Here is a 21,631-nt window from a genome sequence, read left to right on the forward strand (position 1 = left end):
GTCAGCAGGCCGCGCTCGTGCGCGAGCTCAGCGTGCGCACCATCTCCAGCACCTCCGAGAGGCGCACCGGCTTGCTGAGGTAGGCATCCGCGCCGGCCTCCAGGCACCGCTCGCGGTCGCCCGGCATGGCCAGGGCGGTGAGCGCCACCATGGACAGGTGGGCGGTGTCCGCCCCCGCGCGGAGCTGGCGGATGGCGTCCAGCCCGTTGAGGCGTGGCATCTGGATGTCCATCAGCACCACGGCGGGCCGCACCTCGCGGCACATGCGCACCACCTCCTCGCCATTGCGGGCGATGAGGATCTTGAAGCCGTGGGCCTTCAGGTAGTCCTCCAGGTGCTGGGTGTTGGCCTCGCTGTCGTCGGCGATCAGCACCGTGCACGCGGTGACACCCGCGACAGGCACCGGCGCCTGGGCGCGCAGGCTCGCCAGCACGGCGGCGCCCTCCTCGGAGTTGGCCGGCGGCTCCACCGACAGCACCACCGTGAAGCGGCTGCCCTTGCCTACCTCGCTCCGCAGCTCCACCCGGCCGTGGTGCAGCTCCACCATGCGGCGCACCAGGGCCAGGCCCAGGCCCGAGCCCTCGTGGCGCCGATCCAGCCCCGCGTCCAGCTGCACGAAGGGCTCGAAGATGCGCTGCCAGTGCGCCTCGGCGATGCCGGGCCCCGTGTCCCAGACGGTGAAGGCCACCTCGCCGCCGGGGCGCGCCGTCACGTCCAGGCCGATGCGCCCGCCCTCCGGGGTGAACTTCTGCGCGTTGGCCAGCAGGTTGAGCAGCACCTGCCGCAGCCGCCGCCGGTCCGCCCACACGTGCGTCACCAGGCCGTCGCTGGCGTAGGTGACGGTGATGCCCTTGCGGCGCGCCTGCTCGCGCACCAGGCGCAGGCTCTCCTGGCACACCTCCTCCACCGGCACCGAGCCCAGGTTCAGCTCCAGCCGCCCGACGCTGCTCTTGGTGATGTCGAGCACGTCGTTGATGAGCGACAGCAGGTGCCGGCCGCTCTCCTCGATGGTCTTCAGCGAGGACAGCTGCTCCTCGGTGACGGGGCCGAAGATGCTCTCGCTCATCGCCTCCGCCTGCCCCAGCACGGCGTTGAGCGGGGTGCGCAGCTCGTGGCTCATGTTGGCCAGGAACTCGTCCTTCATCCTCGCCAGGCGCTGCAGGTCCTCGTTCGTCTTGCGCAGGTTCTCGCGCAGCAGCTCCTGCTCCGCCTCGCGCGCCTTCCGCGCGGTGATGTCCACGTGGTAGCCGGTGACGCGGACGCCCTGGCCCTCCCTGTTGCGCCCCACCAGGCCGTAGCTGGCGATCCACCGCCACGAGCCATCCTTGGCGCGCATGCGGAACTCGTTCACGTAGCGCTCGCCGCCGGCGGGGTCCCTCACGTACTGGTTGGACACCTCCAGGGCCCGGTCGCGATCCTCCGGGTGCATGAGGTCCTTCCAGGTGTCCCGGGTGTTGGGCAGCTCGTTGTCCTCGTAGCCCAGCTGCGCCTTCCAGATGGGCGAGAAGTACATCTTGTCGGCCGTCACGTCCCAGTCCCACAGGCCGAGCTGGCCCGCGCTCACCGCCAGCTCCAGGCGCCGGTTGGCCTCGTGGAGCAGCTCCGCCATGCGCTTGCGCTCGGTGATGTCCACCGAGATGCCCAGCACGAAGTCCTCTCCGTCGGGCGCGCGTAGCGGCCGCTTGCGCGTGTCGAACCAGCCCACCGCCCCGTCCGCCCGGGTGAAGCTCTCCTCGATGCGCACCTCGGACTGGGTGACGAGCACCGCCTGATCCACCGCGTCGAAGACCTTGAGCTCCCCCTGGTCGGCGTGGATGGCCGCGTTGTGCTTGAGCACCACCTCGTCCGGCGGCGCGGAGAAGAGGTCCGCGCACGCCTGGTTCACGAAGATGAAGCGCCCCCGGCGATCCTTCACGAAGATGAGGTTGGGGTCCGCGTCGAAGATGGACAGCATGAAGGCCCGCTGCTGCTCGGCCAGGTCCCCCTGCGGCTGGATGTGCTTGCGGCTGAGGCGGCGCTCCCAGGCGGCGGGCACCTCCGCCACGGACGTCTTCAGCTCCCCACCGCAGATGAGCAGCCCACCGCCTCCCAGCCGGTGCCGCTCCAGGCGCCACGGGCCGGGCTCGGAGTCCCCCAGGGAGACCGGACACGCCCACTCCACGTCCCCGGCCTCGGAGGACAGCAGCCGCCTCGCCAGCGGCTCGCCGAACAGCTCCGCCAGCCCGCGGCCCCGAGGGTTGCCGCCCAGCAGCCGGGCGCTGCCGGGAGAGCAGGTCTGCACCGTCCCCAAGGCATCCGTGAGCAGCCAAAGGGGGTGTTCGGCCACGGAGGGCGCGGGAGTACTCATGAGGGGACCTCGATGCGAATCAGGAGGGTGTGCCGGGCGCGGGGGGCGTGGCGGAGGGGATGTCGATCACCATCCGCGTGCCGCTCCCCGGCTTGCTCTGGACCTGGATGGTGCCGCCCCAGGACTCGACGAGCTGCTTGACGACCGGCAGCCCCAACCCCGAGCCGGAGCCCGTGGGCTTGGTGGTGAAGAAGGGCTCGAAGATGCGGTTGAGCACCTCCTCGGGCATGCCCGGGCCGTTGTCCTGCACCCACGCCTCCACCCGGCCTCCGGGGTTGGCGCGCACGCCGATCTCGATGCGCGGCTCGCGCCGGTCCGCCACCGCGTCCGCGGCGTTGCTGAGCAGGTTGAGGAACACCTGCTGGGCATGCACCTTGTTGGCGCGGATGAGACAGGCCTGCTCGGGCATCACCAGGTCCACGATGGCGTGCCGCGTGCGCCCGGTGAGCCGCAGCATGTTGCGCACCTCGTCCAGCGTCCGGGACAGATCGATCTCCAGGACGCCCTGATCCTTCGGGCGCGAGATGTTGAGGATGGTGCGCGCCAGCTCGGTGATGTGGCCGCCCACGTGCATGAGGATGTCCCGGACGTTGAGGATCTCCTCGGTGGTGTTGGCGGGCGCCTCGAGCGCGCCGCGCATCACCTGGGCGATGTTGTTCAGTTCGTGGCTGACGCCGGCGGCGAACGTGCCCAGCGTGGCCAGCCGGTCCGCGCGCAGCACCTGCTGGCGCAGCTCGTCCACCATGGCCAGGGCCCTGTCCCGCTCGGAGGCCACCAGCCGGTGGTAGTCGCGCACCTTGAGCAGGTTGGACACGCGCGCGCGAAGCTCTGCGCCGTGCACCGGCTTGTGGAGGAAGTCGTCGGCGCCCGCCTCCAGGCCTCGGACGACGTCGCTGCGCCCGTCCAGCGCGGTGATCAGGATGATGGGCACGTAGTCCGCGCCCAGCCGGGTGCGCAGGCGGCGGCACACCTCGAAGCCGTCCAGGCCCGGCATCATCACGTCCAGCAGCACCAGGTCCGGCGGCTCCTGCTCCGCCGCCGCAAGGGCCTCCTCACCGTTGGCGGCGAACCGGATGATGTGCCCCGCGGGGGACAGCAGCGCCGCGACCGTGTTGCGGCTCGCGGTGTCGTCATCGGTGATGAGCAACCGCCGAGGTGAGCTCGAGGGCCCCGGCCTGGCAGCCTGCGTGGAAGAGGGCTTATCGGGCATTTTATGAAGTTTTTAACACGACTTCCGGGCTTCAATCCAACGCGCCCCCTGGGTCCGGATCATCCCCCCCGAGGCGAGCGGGCACCCCATCCTCAGGCCACCTACCCTCGCCTCGCGCTCATGGGCGGGCCTCGACGGAGTGCGTCGCGCTGGCGGCCGGAATCTCCATCACCATGCGAGTGCCCCTCCCGGGCTGGCTGTGAACATGGAGGCGTCCGCCCCAGGACTCGACGAGCTGCTTGACGACCGGCAGCCCCAGCCCCGTCCCAGCGCCAGGAGGCTTGGTGGTGAAGAAGGGCTCGAAGATGCGGCCGAGCACCTCCTCGGGCATGCCGGGGCCGTTGTCCTGCACCCACGCCTCGAGCTGCCCGCCCGGCGCGGCGCGCACGCCCGCCTCGATGACGGGCTGGGGCATGTCCGCCACCGCGTCCGCGGCATTGCCGAGCAGGTTGAGGAACACCTGCTGGGCGTGCACCGGGCTGGCGCGGATGACACAGGCCTGCTCGGGCACCGTCACCACCAGCCGCGCGTGCCGGGCCCGCCCGGTGATGCGCAGCATGTTGCGCACCTCCTCCAGCGTGCGGCGGAGATCCGTCTCCGGCAGCAGCCCCTCCGTGGGGCGAGCCATCCGCAGGATGGTGCGCGCCAGCTCGGTGACGTGGTTCAGCACGTGGTCGAGCACCTCGGGGGTGGGCATCTCCTCCCCCTCCGCCGCGCCCGGGCTGTCCGGGGACGGCAGCTCCAGGGCAGCGCGCAGCACCTGGGCGATGTTGTTCAGTTCATGACTGACGCCGGCGGCGAACGTGCCCAGCGTGGCCAGCCGATCCGCCTGGAGCACCTGCTGGCGCAGCGCATCCACGGTGGCCAGGGCCTTGTCCCGCTCGGAGGCCACCAGCCGGTAGTACTCGCGCACCTTGAGCAGGTTGGACACGCGCGCCCGGAGCTCCGCCGACTGCACCGGCTTGCGCAGGAAGTCGTCGGCGCCCGCGCCCAGCCCTTGGAGGACGTCGTCGCGCTCGTCCAGCGCGGTGATCAGGATGATGGGGATGTAGTCCTCGCGCAGGCGCTCGCGCAGCCGGCGGCACACGTCCAGCCCCGTCAGCCCCGGCATCATCACGTCCAGCAGCACGATGTCCGGGGGCTCCTCCCTCACCGCGGCCAGGGCCTCCTCGCCGCTGGGGACCAGGCGCAGGTGGTAGCCCACGGGTGATAACTGCGCCGCAACCGTGCTCCGGCTCGCGGGATCGTCATCCACGATGAGCACCCGCCACGGCGGGGTTGCCTTCTCCGAAGCATTTCCAGACATGTTACATTTTTATACCAACGACTCCTTCGTGAGCCATGGGGGGCGTGTTTTGTGTATGTCTGAGCCGCATCAGCCCTCACCCAGACATGCATCAAGCACGCTGCGCTGGGTAGGCCCGAGTCCCCCCGCGTCACACTGCGCCCCCGTGAGAAGTGGCTCCTTCTTCCACGTGCCTTTTCACGGCAACGCCGCTATGGAGGGGCGCCGACTCACGACTCCTGAGGAATCCGCTCGAGCACTGCTCAGACCGTGAAACATTTAATTCAAGCAAAAGGTGCTTATTTAGCAATCTCAGACAATATCTGACCTAGCAGGAGAACTTGGAACGATGCACAATTGTATTTACACTGCATTTCCATGATCCCTCTCAGCCGCCCGCCAGATGTCATCTGGGATGTCACCTATGCGTGCCCGCTGCGCTGCACGCACTGCTACTCGGAATCCGGGCGACGCGCGTCTCGGCAGCTGAGACACGAGGAGATGCTGCGCGTGGCGGATGCGCTCATCTCGCTGCGGCCCTCGTCGGTGCAGCTCAGCGGCGGCGAGCCGATGCTCGTCAAGGGGCTGGTCCAGCTCGCCGAGCGCTTCCAGCAGGCAGGCATCTCGGTGGCGCTCTACACGAGCGGCTGGCTGATGACGCCGGAGATTGTCCCAGAGCTGTTCCGGGTGTTCTCGCAGATCCACGTCAGCGTGGACGGAGCGACGGCGCGCGTCCACGAGGCCATCCGCGGCCGGGTCGGCGGCTTCGAGCGCGCCATGCGAGCGCTCACCCTCCTGGACGCCGCGGCGCGCGAGGAGCGGGAGCGCACCGGCAGGTCCGTCACCTTCGGCGTGGACTGCGTGGTGGTGCGCAGCAACCTCCACCAGCTGGAGGCGTTCTGCACGGACCTGGTGCCGCGCTTCCCGGAGCTGAAGTTCCTCTTCTTCGGGGTGGCCATCCCCTCGGGGCTGGCGAGCCGGCAGGGCTTCGCCGAGCGCGAGCTGCTGACGGAGGAGCAGCGGCAGCGGCTGATGAACCCGGACTTCGTGGGGCACCTGCGCTCGCTCGTCCCGCCCTCGGTGCGCATCCGCGTGTCCGACGGCATGGCGCTGCAGATGCACCCGGAGCACCTGGCCCGCGGCCGGGCGGCCCGCTACTCGATGCAGGTGGAGCCCGACGGCGCCGTGCGCGGCATGGCCATCTACGAGGGCACCGTGGGCAGCCTGCTGGAGGAGCCCGCGCAGGTGCTCTGGGAGCGAGTGCTCGCGCGGCCGCATGATCCGTTCGTGGCGGAGACCTTGAGCCCCGTGCGCACGCGGCAGGAGTGGGCGGAGGCGGTGCGCCGCATCGACTACCACTTCGGCACCGAGGAGGTGCGCGCCCGGATCGACCGCCGGCCGGAGTTCCCCACCCCGCGCCCGCCCATCACCGTGCTGGAGCCGGCCGTGGACTGGGCCAAGACGTCGGAGCTGCCCTCGGTGGAGCCGGAGCACCCCGCCCTGGAGGCCTCGGGGCTGGAGTCGAAGCTGGAGTTGGAGCGCCCGTCGCTGACGTGAGGCCGCAGGCGCTCCCCTGCCCTCACTCCGGGGGCAGGGTGATGGTGATGAGCGTGCCCACGCCGGGCTGACTCTCGGTGCGCAGCGTGCCGCCCAGGCTGGTGATGATGGCGTGGCTCACCGACAGCCCCATGCCCAGGGCGTTGGGGCGCGTGGTGAAGAAGGGCTCGAAGATGCGCGCCATCACCTCGGGCGTCATCCCCACGCCGGTGTCCTGCACCTCGACGATGATCTCCCCGGCGGGGCTGGCGCGGGTGCTCACGCGCAGCACGTTGCGCGCCGCGTCCCGGTCGGACATGGCCTGCACGGCGTTGAGCAGCACGTTGAGGAACACCTGGCCCAGTCGCGCCTCGTCCGCCTCCACCAGCGGCACGGGCTGGAAGTCCTTCTCCAGGCGGGCGCGGTGGCGCAAGTCGTTGCGCACCAGCTTCAGGCTGTCCTCCAGCACCTGCTGCACGTCCACCCAGGCGCGGTGGGTGGGGGGCTCGCGCACCAGCAGGTGCAGATCCTGGACGATGACGCGCAGCCGGTCCGCGCCGTCCCAGGACTCGGTGAGCGCCTCCAGCACCTCGTCGAACTCCTCCAGCGTCTCCTCGCGCCGCTCGGTGCGCAGCGCCTGGCGCAGCCGGTTGATCTCCTCGCGAGCGAAGGAGAGGTTGGCCATGAGGTAGGCCAGGGGGTTGTTCATCTCGTGGCCCACCCGGGCGGCCAGCGAGCCCAGGGCGGCCATGCGATCGGCGTGGAGCAGGCGCGCCTCCATCTGCTTGCGCGCCGTCACGTCCTTGGCGAACACGCGGATGACGCCGGCCTCCTCCATGGAGAAGACCACCAGCTCCCAGTGCTGCTTGGCGACCTCCACCACGGGCGGGGAGCTGCCGGACTCCTCGCGCTGGAGCCACGCCTGCGCGGCGCCCACCAGCGGGTGCTGCGAGCCGAGCACCATCAGGTCCGGGAAGGCCTTGTGCGCGGCGGGGTTGGCGTAGTGCAGGGTGCCGTTCTGCCCCAGCTCCAGCATGGGCTCGGGGTGGAGCAGCGGGAAGGAGGCCAGCCGGTACAGCTCCGTCTCCAGGGCGTGCTGCTCGGTGATGTCGCGCACCAGCAGGACGGTGCCCGGGGCGGGCTCGCCAGGCGCCGCGGACAGGGGCGAGGCCTCGGCGGCGTACAGTCGCGAGTCCCCGCCCGTCTCCAGGCGGTACTCGGCCCGGCCGGCGATGCCGTGGTGGCGCGCCTCGCGGGCGAGCGCCTGCAGCGGGGCGGCCGCCTCGGCGGGCAGCACCTGCATCAGCGTCTGGCCCTCCCGGCCGTGGAAGTCCTGTCCGAAGACGGCGCCCGCGGAGGCGCACAGGCGCAGGAAGCGCTCCTCGCGATCCAGCTCCGCCGCCAGGAACTCGGCGCGCTGGGCCTGCAGCGCCGGGGGCCGCTGGGCCTGCGTGGCCAGCGCGAAGCCATCGATCATGAAGAGGCCGAGCAGCGGCTGCAGCCCCTCCTGGGTGAGCCCGGTGAGCGCGGCCACCATGCTGGCCGCATCCGCCTCCGACAGCCGCCGGGTGAGGATGATGCCGTCCGAGAGGGTGGGCTCGGTGTAGCCGAAGGTGGTGAGCAGGTGCTCGGAGGCGCCCACGCGCTGGGCCAGGCCGGCGCGCACGGTGACTTCGTCCGGGTGGGTGGTGAACAGCGAGGTGACGTCCGCCTCGCCATGGAGCACGGCGAGCAGGGCGTTGCGGTAGCTGCCCACGAAGCGCTGCTCGGCGAAGACGTCCTCGAGCACCAGGCCCCGGGCCTCCAGGTGGCGGCGGGCCAGCAGGTAGCCGCCGGTGGACAGCGGCGCCACCCAGGCGGCGCGAGTGCCCTTCAGCGACTCCAGGGTGACGGGCTTGTCGGCCCGGCAGATGAGGGCGGCGTGGTAGTACAGGCGCCCGGCCCGGACGGCGCGCAGCACCGCGTGGGCCTGGGGCTCGAAGGCGTTGCACTGCTCGGCGGTGGCCCAGGCCATGTCCACGCGGCCCGCGGCCAGCTCCTGCTCCACCATCTCGTAGGTGCGCGCCACCTCGACCACGATGGGACGGCCGGCTCTCTGGGAGAGCAATCTCCCGAAGAACTCGATCCTCACGTGCTCCTTGACCTCACCCAGGGAGGGATAGATGAGGAATCGGATGGGAGGACTCAGCGATGACAAACCGTTCTCCTGCCCCAGGGTCTCCCGCGGACCCGACGCTGCAATTATCGGAGCATGCCGAACGTCCCGCCGCGAATACACGATGATCTCGGCTCCCCGACTCAACCTGCTTCACCCGGAGCGTAATACCAGGGGCTGAGAAGAAGTCACGGTTGACCCCGCTGGGGCCGATTTCACCATCGGGTGACGCCTTGGGGGGTGGGATGTACCCCGGTCTTCCCAGGGGCTCAGTGGAGCTTGGGAGTGCGTGCTCCGGCCTCGCGCGCCACGCGGGGCTTGGGCGTCACCATGCGGGCGATGCCGTAGAAGAGTTGATCCTCGGTGTAGACCTTTCTCACGCGCGAGTGACCTGGGACATAGGAAGAGCCGGGGCGCTCCAGCCACTGGAGCACCCGCACCTCGCCGCGGTGGGCGAAGGCGGCCTTGAGCTCGGGGGGACACTCCTTGAGGTAGCGGCGCACCAGGGGCCGGAGGCGACGGGCGAAGTACTTGCCCAGCACGTCGTGCCGCCGCCCGGCGTGCAGCGTCCCGTCGAAGCGGCGCGAGCAGTGGAACAGCTCGTGGATGACGGTCTCGATGCGGGCCTTGGCGGTGGAGCCGCGGAAGAAGAGCGGGCGCAGGGTGATGCAGTAGAGCATCCGCCGGCCGCGGATGCGGATGACGGGCTTGCGGCGGCCGGTCCGGTCCGTGCTCTTGCCGCCGCGGAAGCACAGGGGCTTGACGGTGCCGCGCGAGGCCCGACGCGCTTCTCCGGCCACCACGAGGATGCGGCTGGCCCTCACGTGGCCGAACTCCGGCATACGGGTGGCGATGTCGCGGATGAGGGCGCGGAGCGCCTTGTTGAAGTTGGGGCGGCGTGGGGCCACGAGTGGTGGACAGTCTAGCGGAAATCCTCTTGGGAGCAGCCCGCCAGCCCCTCACAATGTTGGCCTGTGAAGCCCTCTACCCTCTCCAAGACCCTGGTCCCCGCCCTGCTGGGCGCTCTCTGGCTCGGCTGTGCCTCGGCCCCCGCTCGGCCGGAGACGCCCCCCGCCCTCACCCTCCAGGAGGCCACCGTGCCCACCCAGGGGCTGACGGAGGCCACCGTCCGCTACGCCGGCCAGGTGGTGAGCCCCGTGCCCGGCGTCATCGAGAAGGCCGACTACGAGCTCGTCTCCGACGGGCAGGTGGTGAAGACGGGGACGGCCTCGCTCGACGTCCCGGTGACGCCCAACCAGCCCACCTCCTTCTCCTTCGAGGAGCGCGCCGCCTACGTGCGCGGCCCGGACGACCTGAAGGCGATGAGCGAGCGGGGCGGCTCGCTGCTGCTGGCGCTGCGCGGCACGCTGACGGTGCGCTCGGGCCAGCAGGTGGAGACGCTGCCGTTCGCCGCTTCGCGCTCGGTGCGGGTGCCTCGGCTGCCGGAGGTGGTGCTGGAGAGCATGGACGCGGCGCGCTACTCGGACACGGAGGTGGGCCTCACCTTCCGGGTGGGGGTGAAGAACCCCAACCCCTTCCCGCTGCGCCTGGACCAGCTCACCTATGAATTGCAGGTGAATGGCAAGTCGCTGGGCACCGGCCAGCTGACCAAGGCGGACACCGTGGACGCGTCCGCCACGGGCGTCTATCCGCTGGAGGCCTCGGTGTCGGCCGCCACGTGGGGCCCGGAGGTGAAGAAGCTCATCGCCAAGAACGTGCTCACCTACACGCTCGCGGGCCAGCTGAAGGGCCCGCTGCTCGAGCAGCCGTACTCGCTCATCGGGGACGTGCGGCTCAACGTCTCCAAGTAGCGGCCGGCTCCCGGTAGGCTTCGGCCGTGCCCATCTACCTGCTCGATCCCGAGGATCCGGAGGCCTTCCCCCCGCCCGAGAAGGCGGACCGCAGCGGCGTGCTGGCGGTGGGTGGCGACCTGAGCCCGGAGCGGCTGCTGTCCGCGTACTCGCGCGGCATCTTCCCCTGGCCCGTGGAGGGCCAGCCCCTGCTGTGGCACTCGCCGGATCCGCGCTTCGTGCTGGAGCCGGCGAAGCTCCACGTGGGCCGCAGCCTGCGCAAGACGATGAAGGCGGGCACCTACGAGGTGCGCTGGGACACGGCCTTCGCGGAGGTCATCGCCGCGTGCTCGGAGACGCCGCGGCCCGGCCAGGCGGGCACGTGGATCACCGACGAGATGCGCGAGGCGTACATCACGCTGCACCGGCTGGGCTTCGCGCACTCCATCGAGTCCTGGGAGGGAGGCCGGCTGAAGGGGGGCCTCTATGGCGTCTCGCTGGGCGCGGCCTTCTTCGGCGAGAGCATGTTCGCGCACGGGCCGGACGCCTCGAAGGTGGCCTTCGCGACGGCCGTGGAGCGCTTCGCACAGTGGGGCTTCCACTTCGTGGACTGCCAGGTGGAGACCGAGCACCTGGCCCGCTTCGGCGCCGAGCACTGGCCCCGCCGCCGCTTCCTCACCGCGCTGAAGAAGGCGCTCGGGGAGCCCACCCGCCGCGGGCCGTGGACCTGAGGCTCAGTCCGAGGCGGAGGCGCCCTCGCGGCTCCTGAGCTTCTGGGCACGCGCCTCGCGGAGGAGCTGTCGGGCCACCTCCTCGGCGGAGCGCGGCTTGCCACACTCCTCGGGCTTCACGTCCTGCATGTAGAGGACAGGCCTGGGCGCGCAGACGGGGACGTTCCGGGAGGGAGTGGCGAGCACCGCCTGGAGGAGCCGCTCCGCCTCGCTCCAGTCCTTCTCGTCCCTGGCGAGGAGGGCGAGCCGGAGCATGCCCTCGAGGAGCAGCGAGTCGGTGCCGAGCCGCCGGAGGATGCCCGACTCTTCCAGCCCCGCCACGCCGATGCTGTACAGCCGGGTGGCCAGCTCCCGGTCCTGGAGCTGCTCGGCCATCAGCCCGAGCATGATCAACGCCTCGGGACAGCCGCTGCGCAGCTCGCCCTCGGTGCTGGAGGGCAGCTCGAGCAGGGCCGCGCTCGCCTTTCCGGCCGAGCGCAACAGGCGCTCCAGGCTCCGCGCGGCCCGGGCGCGGGTCGGCTCGCCGGGGTCCGCGCAGAACGGCACCGTCTGCCAGAAGTCCTGGAGGGCCTCGAGCCCGTTCATCAACACGGGAAAAGCGCTCTGGGTGCGCAGCAGCTCATCGCGCTGGACGAGCGTCTCGGCGAGCTGCCTGGCGGTCCCTCCCTGCTCGTAGAGGTGCACGAGGGCGAACATCCGGGCGTATGGGGAGGGGTGGGGCTGCTCGAACATCTTCAAGGCGTAGGCCCCCGCCTCCTCGGGCATCCGACTGGAGAGCGCGCGGAGGATGGCGACGTCCCGCTCCGGCTCCGCGAAGGCGAGCCGGCGCAGGAACTGGAGGTCCAGCTCGGCGCCGGTGGAGCCCAGCGCCGTCACGGCGATGGGGAGGATGGCGCGCGGCGTCTTGGGATCGCCCAGCACATCCATCCAGAAGCGGGGAACCTCGTATATCACCTTCGAGCGGTCCTCCCGGGAGGTGCCCCAGAGCTCGTCCACGATGCGCAGGCGGGTGAGCGGATCCTCTTCCTGGCGGTACAGCTTGATGAGCTCCATCGGGGGCCTGGAGAGCACCGCGGGAAACCGGTCCATCTGCCCCAGGGAGGAGATCACGAAGGCGACGTACCGGGACTCGCGGGAGAAGCCGACCGGAGCCCCGACGGGGACCACGAAGGAGAAGGTGCTGCCCTCCACCTCCAGCTGGTCCGCCCACGCCTTGTCCCCGCATCGCTCCCAGTCGCGGGGGATCCGCGCGATCTCGGAGCGGGTCAGCACGTTCTCGAAGGGCCAGGAGCCGAGCGTCTCGCCGGCACTGCCATGAAGCACGAACTTCGCGCGAGGCCGGCTGATGACCAGGACGGCGGTCCCGTCATGGGAGATGAGGACGTCCTCGGAGGGCAGGAGCTGATCGACGGTGTGACTCCAGAGGACCTTCCCCGATCGCCGGTCCCGGAGGCCGAGCCGGGCGTCGGTGATGACCCCCGGTGCGGACTCCTTCATGCTCAGCTCGAAGCGTCCATCCGGCGAGCGCTTCGTCCAGGACTTGAGCTCCGGCGGACGGCACGCCAGCGCCACACGGGGCCCGATGAGGACCAGGACCGCCAGCACCAGGCACCAGGGCATCGAGCGTCGAGCCATGGCCCCGAGGCTAGCCTTGCTCGGTGAGCCCTGTCACGGCGCGGCCGGGTCGCCTTGTCGGCCGAAGCCGCCGGGCACCACGTAGACATAGATGGGGGTGCGGTACAGGTCATCGACCACGAGCGTGCGCAGCGGCTTCCAGCCTCGCAGCGCGAAGGTGTGGCTGAGGACGCGTGTGCCGGGAGACAGCTCCGCCAGCAGCTTGGGAGCCAGCCGGCTCATGGCGCCCGGGTAGAGGTAGGAGACGACGACCGCCGCGCCCGAGAACGAGGCCCGAAGGAAGTCCTGGCGCCGGAGCTCGAGGTTGGCGCGAGGCGCGAGGCGCTGACGCAGCCAGCAGAAGGCGAACGGGAGCGGAGACAGCTCGAAGGCCACCACCTTCGCCCGAGGGCAGCGGTCCGCCAGGGCGAAGGCGAGCGTCCCCCACCCGGCGCCGAGCTCGAGGATGGTGCCCTCGAGGTCCGGCTCGAGCAGGGGCAGCAGCTGGCGGCGGACCTTGCCCAGGGTGGGCATGGGGGAGATGCCGGTCCTCAGCGTATAGAGGACGATGGACAGCATCCCTCCGAGGAGGAGGGCCCCCAGGAGCAGGCCGAGCGCTCCCGTCACTTCGTCGGCGCCCCGCGCTTGCGCTTGCCGGGTGTCCGCGGCTCCTCGGTCGGTGCCGCCCCCGCGTCCACGGGCCCGGTGCCCGCGTCGGGTGTAGCCTCTGGCGTGAGGACCTTCACACGGTCCTCCAGCGGGACGCGGCCCACGGACTGGCGGAACAGCTCCCAGAGGGCGCGCCGGTGGGCCTCGGGGGTGGACGTCCCCTGAAGGACGATGCCCGCGCCGCTGTAGCGCGCCTCCAGCCCCAGCTCCTTCAAGCGGTCCGTCACGGCCGAGAGCTGCTCCTGGAGCATGGGCAGCTCGAAGGTGACCTCCAGCTCTCGCGCCAGCCAGGCATCCGTCTGGAAGAGGGACAGGAGGGCCTTGCGACAGGCGCTGTCCTTCACGGTGGCGAGGAGCAGGCGCTCGGAGCCCTCGTTGGCCTGGAGCCCGGGACAGGCCTTGCGGGCGGCGGCGAGCAGCTCCGGCGCGGGCTCGGGCGTGTGGCGGGAGCCCGGCGCGGTGACGACGAGGCGCCAGACGCCCATCTTGCCCTCGGCATAGAGGAGCATGAGGGTGCTCCCGGGGCGCTTGCCGGTGATGAGCAGCTCGTTGCTGCCGGAGAGCAGCTCCACGGTGGCCACGGAGGGGTCCTCCACGTCCACCCAGTCCACGGCGGTGAGCTTGTGGAAGCGGTCCGCCCCGGTCTCCACGGGAAAGACGAGGTCCACCGGCCATGCGAGGGCTTGCAGGGGCAGGAACAGGAGAGCGGCAAGCAGGACGCCCCCCAGCCCCGTCCTGAAGGGCACAGGTGCGAACATCGGGCCTCCGGCGAAGTGGTGTGACCCCTTAGCACAGGTTAAGAAGGGGGCTCCATGCCTACCTGGGCCCTCTGGGTCGCCTGTCTGGCCCTCTGCCTCCTGCGCGCGCTCGTCGCCGCCGCCGAGTCCGCTCTCTACGGTACGTCCGACATGCGGGCGCAGGAGCTGGCGGAGACGAACGGCCGTGCCGGAAAGCGGGTGCTGCGCCACAAGACGGAGCGCGAGGCCACCGCCACGGCGCTGCGCCTGGGCAGCGTGCTGAGCGGCTTCCTGGCCGCGGCGATCGGCGCCCTGGCGCCCCCGCGGATGCTGGACTTCAACCGCCTGGGAGACGACGCGTGGCTGCCGGTGGCCACGGTGACGGCGGGAGCGCTCTTCGTGGGCGTGCTGGCCAGCCTGATGGAAGTGACGATGCGCGGCCTGGCCAACGCGGGCGCGGATCGCTGGGCCCTGCGGCTATCGGGGCTCGTCTCGGTGCTGGTCATCCTGTTCTACCCGCCCATGCGGGTGCTGCTGGGGGTGCTCAACCTGATGGCGCGCACCTTCGGGCGCACGCTGCGCTTCGAGCCGCCCCCGCCGCCGCTGGAGGAGCTGGAGAAGCTGCTGACGGCGCAGGCGGCCAACAACGAGGTGGACAAGAGCGCCCCGCAGCTCATCCGCTCCATCTTCGAGCTGTCCGACAAGCGCTGTCGGGACGTGATGGTGCCGCGCACGGAGGTCATCACGGTGGAGATGTCCACCCAGCCCACGGAGGTGCTGCGGCTGTTGGCGGAGGAGAACCACTCGCGCATCCCGGTGTACCGGGACGACGTGGACCACATCGTGGGCATCCTGCACGCACGGGACTTGATTCCCCTGCTCCAGCACCCGGAGCTCATCGTGTTGCAGGACGTCATCCGCCCGGCCAACTTCGTGCCGTGGATGAAGCCGATTGGCGATCTGCTGCGCGAAATGCAGAAGAAGCGCATCCACATGGCGATGGTGGTGGATGAGTACGGCGGCTTCATGGGCATCGTCACGCTGGAGGACATCCTCCGGGAGATCGTCGGCGACATCGGCGACGAGTTCGAGGTGGACGAGAAGCAGGTGGAGAAGCAGTCCGACGGCAGCTTCCTGGTGGACGCGGCGCTGGAGGTGGAGCAGTTCACGCAGACGTTCGGCTTCGAGCTGCCGGAGGGAGACTTCGACACGCTGGGAGGCTTCCTCTCGTCGCTGGCGGGCCACCTGCCGGACGTGGGCGAGCGCTTCACCTACGGTGGGCTGCAGTTCACCGTGGCGGCGAAGGAAGGCGCGCGCATCGACCGGGTGCGCGTGGTCCGGCTGAAGGCGAGCGCCGCCACCAAGGAGAAGGACGCCCGGGGGGATGGAAAGGCCGAGCTGGCGTCAGGAGACAGCCGCGCCGAGCCGGCCACGGGAGAAGGCCGCTCCGAGCCGCCGCCGACCGTGAAGGTCTGAGCACCTCACCCGCTCCGGTCAGGATGCGCAGGACATCCTCGGCCCGAGCCCTGGCCAGCCCTTCCGCCAGCAGCTCGAGCGTTCGCTGGAACGGATTTCTACCCTGCTACATCAGGCGGAGAGCCTCGTACAGCCTCCCCCCTGAGGCGCCCTGCTCACTCCAACATCGGCTCGGGAGGCGGCAGCCAGGGCAGCTCCATGATGCGCTCCACGCGGAAGGGCGCACGGCGCTCCGTCCTCGGGCCATAGCGCAGCAGGGCTCCACCGTTCAGCTGCACCCGGTGCGAGACATGGGACGCCGTCCCCGGCGCCCCCTGGGACACGAGCGGGAAGGACACCTCCACCGGGTGCGCCTGCCCATCGTCACTGAGCGGCACCTCCAGCTGCTGGAGCCCCTCGGCCAGCCGCCGCCCGTCCACCGCCAGCTCGAAGTCCACCCCGACGAGCAGCGCCAGGTCCGAGGACGGGTTGCGCACCTCCAGCTTCAGCGCCAGCAGGCCCGTGCCGTCCGGCGCGAAGCGCAGCTCCAGCGCCTCCACCCGCACCGCCGCGTCATAGGCCTCGGGCCGCCAGGGCACCCCACGGCACCCGGCGAGCAGCATCAACCCCAGCACCACCCAGAGCGCGCGCATCACCCGCCCAGCAGCGGCCGCAGCGCCTCCACCGAGAGCGGCCAGCCGGCCCGCTGGGCCAGCACCTCGAGCGCCTTGATGAACTCCGCGGCCGTCTGGTACCGGCGCGTCCTGTCCGCGAACAGCGCCTTGCGCACCACCTGCACCGCGTAGTCCGGCATGCCCAGGTTGAGCGAGGACAGCAGCGGCGCCCGCGCATCCCTCACCCGCAGCATCAGCTCCGCCTCGCCCCCCTGCTCCGTGCCGTACAGCCGCCGGTTGGCGAACAGCTCCCAGAGGATGACGCCCACCGCGTACAAATCACTGCGCGCGTCCACCGACTGCCCCAGCACCTGCTCCGGGCTCATGTACGCCACCGTGCCGCGCAGCGCGCCCGCCTCGCCCGCCATCACCCCGTCCACCTCCGCCACGCCGAAGTCGGTGAGCTTCACGTCCCCCTGCACCCCCAGGAGGATGTTGGTGGGGTTCACGTCCCGGTGGACGATGTTGGCGCCGTTCTCCCCCACCTTCGCCCGGTGGATGTAGTCCAGCGCCTTGAGCACGCACCAGGCGATGTAGCAGGAGGCCTCCGGCGGCATCGAGGTGCCCACCTTCATGAGCAGCCCCTGCATGAACGCCAGCGTCCGGCCGCTCACCAGCTCCTGCACCATGAGGTAGTCCGGCCCCGCCTTGAAGAGCCGGAACGTCCGCACGATGTTCGGGTGGCGCAGCCGCACCGTGAGCTTCGCCTCGTCCACGAAGGACTTCACGTACGCCGCGTCCGCCCGGAACGACGGGTGGAGCCGCTTGAGCACGACCTCCTCGGGCTCGCCCGGCGAGCGCTGGGTCGTGGGCCGGGCACGGGCCTGGTACACCTCGGCCATGCCGCCCACTGCCAGGCGGCCGATGACTTCGTACCCTCCCAACTCCAGTGCTTCCGCCACGATCGTGAGCCTACCGCGCCTGACCCCGCCCTACTATTCCTTGCGCAGGGTGAAGAAGAGAGTCTCATATCTCCGGGCAGAGACCGCCCAGGAGAAATCCCGCTCCATGCCCCGCCGCCGGAACGCCTCCAGCCGGGGCGGGTCCGCATAGAGCGCCAGCCCCCGGCGGATGGCCGCCAGCAGGGCCGCCGGGTGGAACGCCTCGAAGAGGATGCCGTTGCCGTCCAGGCCCCCCTCCACCGTGTCCACCAGCCCACCCGTCGCCCGGACGATGGGCACCGTCCCATACCGCAGGGAGTACATCTGGTTGAGGCCACACGGCTCGTAGCGGCTGGGCATCACGAAGAAGTCCGCCCCCGCCTCCACCAGGTGGGACAGGCCCCGGTCGAAGCCGATGTGGACCCCCACCTGCTTCGGGAAGCGCGCCCGCAGCGCCCGCAGCCCCTCCTCGTAGTGCCCCTCGCCGCTGCCCACCGCCACGAAGCGCAGGTCCGCCTGCAGCGCCGTGGGCAGCACGTCCATGAGCAGATCCACCCCCTTCTGCCACGCCAGCCGGCTGACGATGCCCAGCACCGGCGCCTCGTCATCCGGCAGCCCCATGCGCCGGAGCAGCTCGCGCTTGCACACCGCCTTGCCGGACATGTCCCCCGGGCTGTAGCGCGCTGGCAGCAGGGTGTCCGTCGCCGGGTCCCACTCGTGCGCGTCGATGCCGTTGACGATGCCGACCAGCCGCCCCTGGTGCCGCCGCAGCAGCCCGTCCAGGTTGCAGCCCAGCTCCGGCGTCTGGATCTCCCTGGCGTAGGTGGGCGACACGGTGGTGATGGCGTCCGCGAACGTCAGGCCCGCCTTGAGGAAGTTCACCGTGTCGTAGAACTCGACGCCGTCATGGGCGGTGAACAAGTCCCACGGCAGCCCCAGCTCCCCCATGATGTCCTTGCCGAACTGCCCCTGGTAGGCCAGGTTGTGGATCGTCATGACGCAGCGCGCCCGAGACAGCGGGGTGTGCTGGAAGCCGCGCCGCAGCGCCACCGCCGCCAGCCCCGTCTGCCAGTCGTTCAGGTGGACGATGTCCGGGATGAACTGAAGCCGCTGGGCCGCCTGGAGCGCGCCCATGCTCAGGTAGGCATAGCGCTGGTGGTTGTCGCCGAACTCGCCGAAGGCATCCCCGTAGATGCCGGGGCGCCCGAAGAACCGCTCGTTCTCCAGGAAGAGCACCTCGTGGCGCTCGGCCTGGCGGACGGCGAGGATGGGGCCCCCCTGCTCGCCGAAGGGAAAGCGCAGCCGCACGGAGTGCCCGGTCGGGGTCAGCCGAGGATCCTTCACGTCCGCGTAGCGCGGGGTGACCACCTTCACGTCATGGCCGAGCGCGGCCAGCGCCGCCGGCAGGGCGCCGGCCACGTCCCCGAGTCCGCCCGTCTTGGAGAAGGGGGCGACCTCGGAGGCGATGAACAGGATCTTCATGCCCGAACCATGCCGTGTAGGGCCTGTGAGTCAACCTTAAGAAGAAGCGTGTCGCCGGTCTTCCCTGGGCGAGCGGGATTGTTAGGGTGGCCCCATGGAACTGCCCCAGGACCCCATCGAGCGCTTCGCCGTCCTCTACGAGCAGGCGAAGAAGGCCATCCCCGTGGACCCGAACGCGATGATCGTCGCCTCGGTGGGAGATGACGGCCGGCCCTCGGCCCGGGTGGTGCTGCTCAAGGACTTCGATGCCCGGGGCTTCGTCTTCTTCACCAACCTCGAGAGCCGCAAGGGCCGGGAGCTGCGCGGCCACCCCGCCGCGGCGCTCGTCTTCTACTGGCAGCCGCTCGAGCGGCAGGTGCGGGTGGAGGGGCGCGTGGAGACTGTCTCGGAGGAGGAGGCGGACGCGTACTTCCAGAGCCGGCCCCGGGGCAGCCAGATCGGCGCCTGGGCGAGCCACCAGAGCCAGCCGCTGCCCTCGCGCCAGGTGCTGGAGGAGCGGGTGGAGTCCCTCACCCGCCAGCACGAGGGGAAGACCATTGCCCGGCCGCCCCACTGGTCTGGCTTCCGGGTCGTCCCGGACCGTATCGAGTTCTGGCAGGCCCGCCCCAGCCGCCTGCACGAGCGCATCGTCTACACGCGCACCGGCGACGGCTGGAGCACCGAGATCCTCTACCCGTGAGCGCCAGCCCCCGGCCCCTACCAGGGCACTTCCTTGCCCTGGTAGTCCAGAAACCGGCCGCTGTTGGCCAGGGTGAGCTCGTCTATCACCCGCAGCATCCCCTGCACGGACTCCTCGGCGCGCGTGGGAGCGATCTTCCCTCCCAGGTCGGTCTGCACCCACCCTGGATTGAGGACGGCGGTGATGAGCCCCTGCTCATGGAAGTCCACGGCCATGGTGCGCATGCCCGCGTTGAGCGCGGCCTTGGACATGCGGTAGGCGTACGCCCCGCCCGCGAAGCCGTAGACGCCCACCGGCGTGTTGTCCGCCAGCGAGGCCATGCGCGTGGTCAGGTGGATGATCTTCCGCGTGCCGCCCTTGAGCACGTTGGGGATCAGCGCGGAGGACAGGCGCATGGGACCAATGGCGTTGGTCTCCATCACGCGCGCCATGTCCTCGAAGTCCACCTCGGCAAAGGCGTTCCACTTGCCGCCGATGCCCGCGTTGTTGATCAGCACGTCGATGGGCGATCCGCTCAGCGTGGTGGCGAAGGCCCGCACGCTGTTGGGGTCCGTGACATCGAGGGTGTGGATGCGCAGGCGACCACCCGCCTCTCGCGCCAGGGAGGCCAGCTGCCGGGCCTCCGAGGGGACGCGAGCCCCAGCTTCGACGGTGTCGCCACGTGCGAGAAGTTGTCGGACGAATTCGAGGCCAATGCCGCGACTGGCCCCTGAGATGGCGTAGCGCATACATGTATTAAGACGCTTCACTGGCTGTAGGTACAACCGATGGGACCCTTGACCCGAGTGACCTACACGGAAGAAGTCAAAACGGATCCAGGAGTAACGGAAACATGACCGTTGTCGCCATCGTTGGAGGGGGAATTACCGGTCTCGCCTTGGCTTACCGTTTGCGATCCCGTGGGAAGGATGTGGTCTTACTGGAAGGTGAGACCCGCCTGGGAGGCAACATCCAGACGAGGAGACGTGATGGGTTGTTGACGGAAGCAGGACCCAACAGCTTCCTCGACAAGGAGCCCGCCACGCGAGAGCTGGCGGCGGCAGTGGGCGTGGAGGATCGGATCCGCGCGGCGGATCCGGCGGCGAAGGCGCGCTACCTCTACACGCGAGGGCGACTGCGCGCGGTGCCCGCGTCTCCGCCGGCGTTCCTCAAGTCGGACATCCTGCCGCTGGGCGCGCGCCTGCGCGTGGTGGCGGAGCTCTTCACGGGCCGTGTCTCCGGGGAGGTGGACGAGTCGCTGGGTGCCTTCGGGCGGCGCCACCTGGGGACGACGGCGACGGCGACGCTGCTGGACGCGGTGCAGACGGGCATCTACGCGGGGGACATGGAGGCGCTGAGCGTGGGCGCCACCTTCCCGCAGCTGACGAAGCTGGAGCGCGAGCACCGCAGCCTCATCCTGGGAGCCATCCGCACCCAGGGCGCGCAGCGCAAGGCGCTGCCGGCGGGCGGCCCGGCGAAGCTGCGCGGTGCGTTGAGCACCTTCGACGGAGGCCTGCAGACGCTGGTGGACGGCCTGGCGACGATGCTGGGGCCAGCGGTGCACACGGGCGCGAAGGTGGAGGGGCTCCAGCCGGGCCATGGCGGCTGGCGCGTCTCGGTGCGCGAGCACGGGCGGCAGGCGGAGCTGATGGCCTCGCGGGTGGTGCTGGCGACGCCCGCGTATGTGACGGCGGGGCTGCTGCGGCCGCTGGACGAGCCGCTCTCGGCGCTGGTGGAAGGCATTGCCTACGCGCCCATCGCCGTGGTGCACCTGGCGTATGCGCCGGGCAGCACGCCGGCGCCGGACGGCTTCGGCTTCCTGGTGCCGGGACTGGAGAAGCGGCGCCTGCTGGGCGCCATCCATGCGTCCACGGTGTTCCCCTTCCGCGCCGAGGGAGGGCACGTGCTCTACACCTGCATGGTGGGTGGTGCACGGCGGCCGGACCTGGTGAAGCTGGACGAGGAGGCGCTGGTGACGCTCGCGCGGGAGGAGCTGAAGGAGCTCGCGGGCGTGACGGCGAGCCCCGTCTTCGCGGAGGCCATCCGCTGGCCGCGCGGCATTCCCCAGTACAACGTGGGGCACCTGGAGCGGGTGGCCTCCATCGACGCGGCGCTGGCGCGGCTGCCCGGGCTGCACCTGGCGGGCAACGCCTACAAGGGCGTGGGGATCAACGACTGCATTCGCAATGCCTTCGCGCTGGGCGACATGCTGGCGTAGCGACCGCTCACCCCGCTCCCGCGACCGTTCAGCCCGTTCCCAGCCACGTCGGGGCCGAGCGGCATCATCCTCACTCCATCGCGCCGTCCCGGAGTGAGCCATGACCTCGATCTCGATGCCGCTGCTGGTTCTCTGCGCCGTCCTCCTCTTCCCGCTGGTGCTCGTGGGCTCCCTCGTCATGGACCTGAC

Annotated in this window: 18 protein-coding genes; 6 read left to right on the forward strand and 12 right to left on the reverse strand. The window is 70.5% G+C overall.

What is annotated here, in order from left to right:
- Position 1 precedes the first annotated feature (1 nt).
- From KY572_RS08870 to KY572_RS08880, 3 genes are all read right to left on the reverse strand, one after another.
- The gene (locus tag KY572_RS08870) at positions 2-2,347 is read right to left on the reverse strand and encodes a hybrid sensor histidine kinase/response regulator (protein WP_224242091.1); all 2,346 of its coding nucleotides are present in this window, start codon (positions 2,345-2,347) and stop codon (positions 2-4) included.
- 19 nt (positions 2,348-2,366) lie between these two features.
- The gene (locus KY572_RS08875) at positions 2,367-3,494 is read right to left on the reverse strand and encodes a sensor histidine kinase (RefSeq protein ID WP_224242092.1); all 1,128 of its coding nucleotides are present in this window, start codon (positions 3,492-3,494) and stop codon (positions 2,367-2,369) included.
- A gap of 181 nt (positions 3,495-3,675) precedes the next feature.
- Entirely contained in the window at positions 3,676-4,863 is a 1,188-nt protein-coding gene (locus tag KY572_RS08880) for a sensor histidine kinase (protein WP_224242093.1), read from the reverse strand.
- Between the two features lie 357 nt (positions 4,864-5,220).
- Here KY572_RS08880 and KY572_RS47090 point away from each other — a divergent pair, with 357 nt between their 5' ends.
- Positions 5,221-6,399: a radical SAM protein gene (locus tag KY572_RS47090; RefSeq protein ID WP_263451483.1), complete on the forward strand. Its 1,179-nt coding sequence runs from the start codon at positions 5,221-5,223 to the stop codon at positions 6,397-6,399.
- Positions 6,400-6,421: 22 nt separating this feature from the next.
- Here the strand turns inward: KY572_RS47090 and KY572_RS08895 are convergent, their stop codons facing one another.
- Together KY572_RS08895 and KY572_RS08900 are read right to left on the reverse strand one after the other, a co-directional pair.
- Positions 6,422-8,575, reverse strand: coding sequence for a PhnD/SsuA/transferrin family substrate-binding protein (locus KY572_RS08895; RefSeq protein ID WP_224242094.1), 2,154 nt, complete (start codon positions 8,573-8,575; stop codon positions 6,422-6,424).
- A 227-nt stretch (positions 8,576-8,802) separates the two neighbouring features.
- Complete coding sequence (locus tag KY572_RS08900; RefSeq protein WP_224242095.1) at positions 8,803-9,441, reverse strand: putative metallopeptidase; 639 nt, start codon at positions 9,439-9,441, stop codon at positions 8,803-8,805.
- A 66-nt stretch (positions 9,442-9,507) separates the two neighbouring features.
- Here KY572_RS08900 and KY572_RS08905 point away from each other — a divergent pair, with 66 nt between their 5' ends.
- Complete coding sequence (locus KY572_RS08905) at positions 9,508-10,344, forward strand: LEA type 2 family protein (RefSeq protein WP_224242096.1); 837 nt, start codon at positions 9,508-9,510, stop codon at positions 10,342-10,344.
- 26 nt (positions 10,345-10,370) lie between these two features.
- Positions 10,371-11,054 (forward strand): leucyl/phenylalanyl-tRNA--protein transferase, encoded by a 684-nt coding sequence (gene aat / locus KY572_RS08910; protein ID WP_224242097.1) that lies wholly within the window; start codon positions 10,371-10,373, stop codon positions 11,052-11,054.
- A gap of 3 nt (positions 11,055-11,057) precedes the next feature.
- On the opposite strand, the gene KY572_RS08915 is transcribed toward aat, so the two are convergent.
- From KY572_RS08915 to KY572_RS08925, 3 genes are read right to left on the reverse strand one after another with little or no spacing between them, the layout of a single operon-like run.
- Positions 11,058-12,689 (reverse strand): tetratricopeptide repeat protein, encoded by a 1,632-nt coding sequence (locus KY572_RS08915; RefSeq protein WP_224242098.1) that lies wholly within the window; start codon positions 12,687-12,689, stop codon positions 11,058-11,060.
- A 33-nt stretch (positions 12,690-12,722) separates the two neighbouring features.
- Positions 12,723-13,247 (reverse strand): class I SAM-dependent methyltransferase, encoded by a 525-nt coding sequence (locus KY572_RS08920; protein ID WP_224242099.1) that lies wholly within the window; start codon positions 13,245-13,247, stop codon positions 12,723-12,725.
- A 44-nt stretch (positions 13,248-13,291) separates the two neighbouring features.
- Positions 13,292-14,095, reverse strand: a complete 804-nt coding sequence (locus KY572_RS08925; protein WP_224242100.1) for a pilus assembly protein N-terminal domain-containing protein — start codon at positions 14,093-14,095, stop codon at positions 13,292-13,294.
- A gap of 54 nt (positions 14,096-14,149) precedes the next feature.
- Here KY572_RS08925 and KY572_RS08930 point away from each other — a divergent pair, with 54 nt between their 5' ends.
- On the forward strand, positions 14,150-15,550 hold the full coding sequence (locus KY572_RS08930; protein ID WP_224242101.1) for a hemolysin family protein: 1,401 nt from the start codon (positions 14,150-14,152) through the stop codon (positions 15,548-15,550).
- A 155-nt stretch (positions 15,551-15,705) separates the two neighbouring features.
- Here KY572_RS08930 and KY572_RS08935 read toward each other — a convergent pair whose 3' ends face one another.
- From KY572_RS08935 to glgA, 3 genes are read right to left on the reverse strand one after another with little or no spacing between them, the layout of a single operon-like run.
- The gene (locus KY572_RS08935) at positions 15,706-16,182 is read right to left on the reverse strand and encodes a hypothetical protein (protein WP_224242102.1); all 477 of its coding nucleotides are present in this window, start codon (positions 16,180-16,182) and stop codon (positions 15,706-15,708) included.
- Complete coding sequence (locus tag KY572_RS08940; protein WP_224242103.1) at positions 16,182-17,105, reverse strand: serine/threonine protein kinase; 924 nt, start codon at positions 17,103-17,105, stop codon at positions 16,182-16,184. The genes KY572_RS08935 and KY572_RS08940 overlap by 1 nt, the downstream gene beginning before the upstream one ends.
- Positions 17,106-17,138: 33 nt before the next feature.
- Positions 17,139-18,566: a glycogen synthase GlgA gene (gene glgA, locus KY572_RS08945; RefSeq protein ID WP_224242104.1), complete on the reverse strand. Its 1,428-nt coding sequence runs from the start codon at positions 18,564-18,566 to the stop codon at positions 17,139-17,141.
- Positions 18,567-18,660: 94 nt separating this feature from the next.
- Between glgA and pdxH the strand changes: the two genes are divergently transcribed.
- Positions 18,661-19,245 carry a pyridoxamine 5'-phosphate oxidase gene (gene pdxH / locus KY572_RS08950; protein WP_224242105.1) on the forward strand — a complete coding sequence of 195 codons (585 nt, stop codon included), beginning with the start codon at positions 18,661-18,663 and terminating at the stop codon, positions 19,243-19,245.
- Positions 19,246-19,262: 17 nt separating this feature from the next.
- Here the strand turns inward: pdxH and KY572_RS08955 are convergent, their stop codons facing one another.
- Entirely contained in the window at positions 19,263-19,973 is a 711-nt protein-coding gene (locus KY572_RS08955; protein WP_224242106.1) for an SDR family oxidoreductase, read from the reverse strand.
- Between the two features lie 104 nt (positions 19,974-20,077).
- Here KY572_RS08955 and hemG point away from each other — a divergent pair, with 104 nt between their 5' ends.
- Positions 20,078-21,442 carry a protoporphyrinogen oxidase gene (hemG, locus tag KY572_RS08960; protein ID WP_224242107.1) on the forward strand — a complete coding sequence of 455 codons (1,365 nt, stop codon included), beginning with the start codon at positions 20,078-20,080 and terminating at the stop codon, positions 21,440-21,442.
- Positions 21,443-21,631 lie beyond the last annotated feature (189 nt).

This window comes from Hyalangium gracile (genome assembly GCF_020103725.1).
In the GTDB taxonomy this organism is placed as follows: Bacteria; Myxococcota; Myxococcia; order Myxococcales; family Myxococcaceae; genus Hyalangium; species Hyalangium gracile.

Coding starts and splice junctions, on each gene's coding strand:
- KY572_RS08880 (WP_224242093.1), bottom strand. CDS start 4,863: ATGTCTGGAAATGCTTCGGAGAAGGCAACCCCGCCGTGGCGGGTGCTC.
- KY572_RS08935 (WP_224242102.1), bottom strand. CDS start 16,182: ATGCGCGCGCTCTGGGTGGTGCTGGGGTTGATGCTGCTCGCCGGGTGC.
- hemG (WP_224242107.1), top strand. CDS start 20,078: ATGACCGTTGTCGCCATCGTTGGAGGGGGAATTACCGGTCTCGCCTTG.
- KY572_RS08915 (WP_224242098.1), bottom strand. CDS start 12,689: ATGGCTCGACGCTCGATGCCCTGGTGCCTGGTGCTGGCGGTCCTGGTC.
- KY572_RS08920 (WP_224242099.1), bottom strand. CDS start 13,247: ATGCTGTCCATCGTCCTCTATACGCTGAGGACCGGCATCTCCCCCATG.
- pdxH (WP_224242105.1), top strand. CDS start 18,661: ATGGAACTGCCCCAGGACCCCATCGAGCGCTTCGCCGTCCTCTACGAG.
- KY572_RS08955 (WP_224242106.1), bottom strand. CDS start 19,973: ATGCGCTACGCCATCTCAGGGGCCAGTCGCGGCATTGGCCTCGAATTC.
- glgA (WP_224242104.1), bottom strand. CDS start 18,566: ATGAAGATCCTGTTCATCGCCTCCGAGGTCGCCCCCTTCTCCAAGACG.
- KY572_RS47090 (WP_263451483.1), top strand. CDS start 5,221: ATGATCCCTCTCAGCCGCCCGCCAGATGTCATCTGGGATGTCACCTAT.
- KY572_RS08925 (WP_224242100.1), bottom strand. CDS start 14,095: ATGTTCGCACCTGTGCCCTTCAGGACGGGGCTGGGGGGCGTCCTGCTT.
- KY572_RS08930 (WP_224242101.1), top strand. CDS start 14,150: ATGCCTACCTGGGCCCTCTGGGTCGCCTGTCTGGCCCTCTGCCTCCTG.
- KY572_RS08870 (WP_224242091.1), bottom strand. CDS start 2,347: ATGAGTACTCCCGCGCCCTCCGTGGCCGAACACCCCCTTTGGCTGCTC.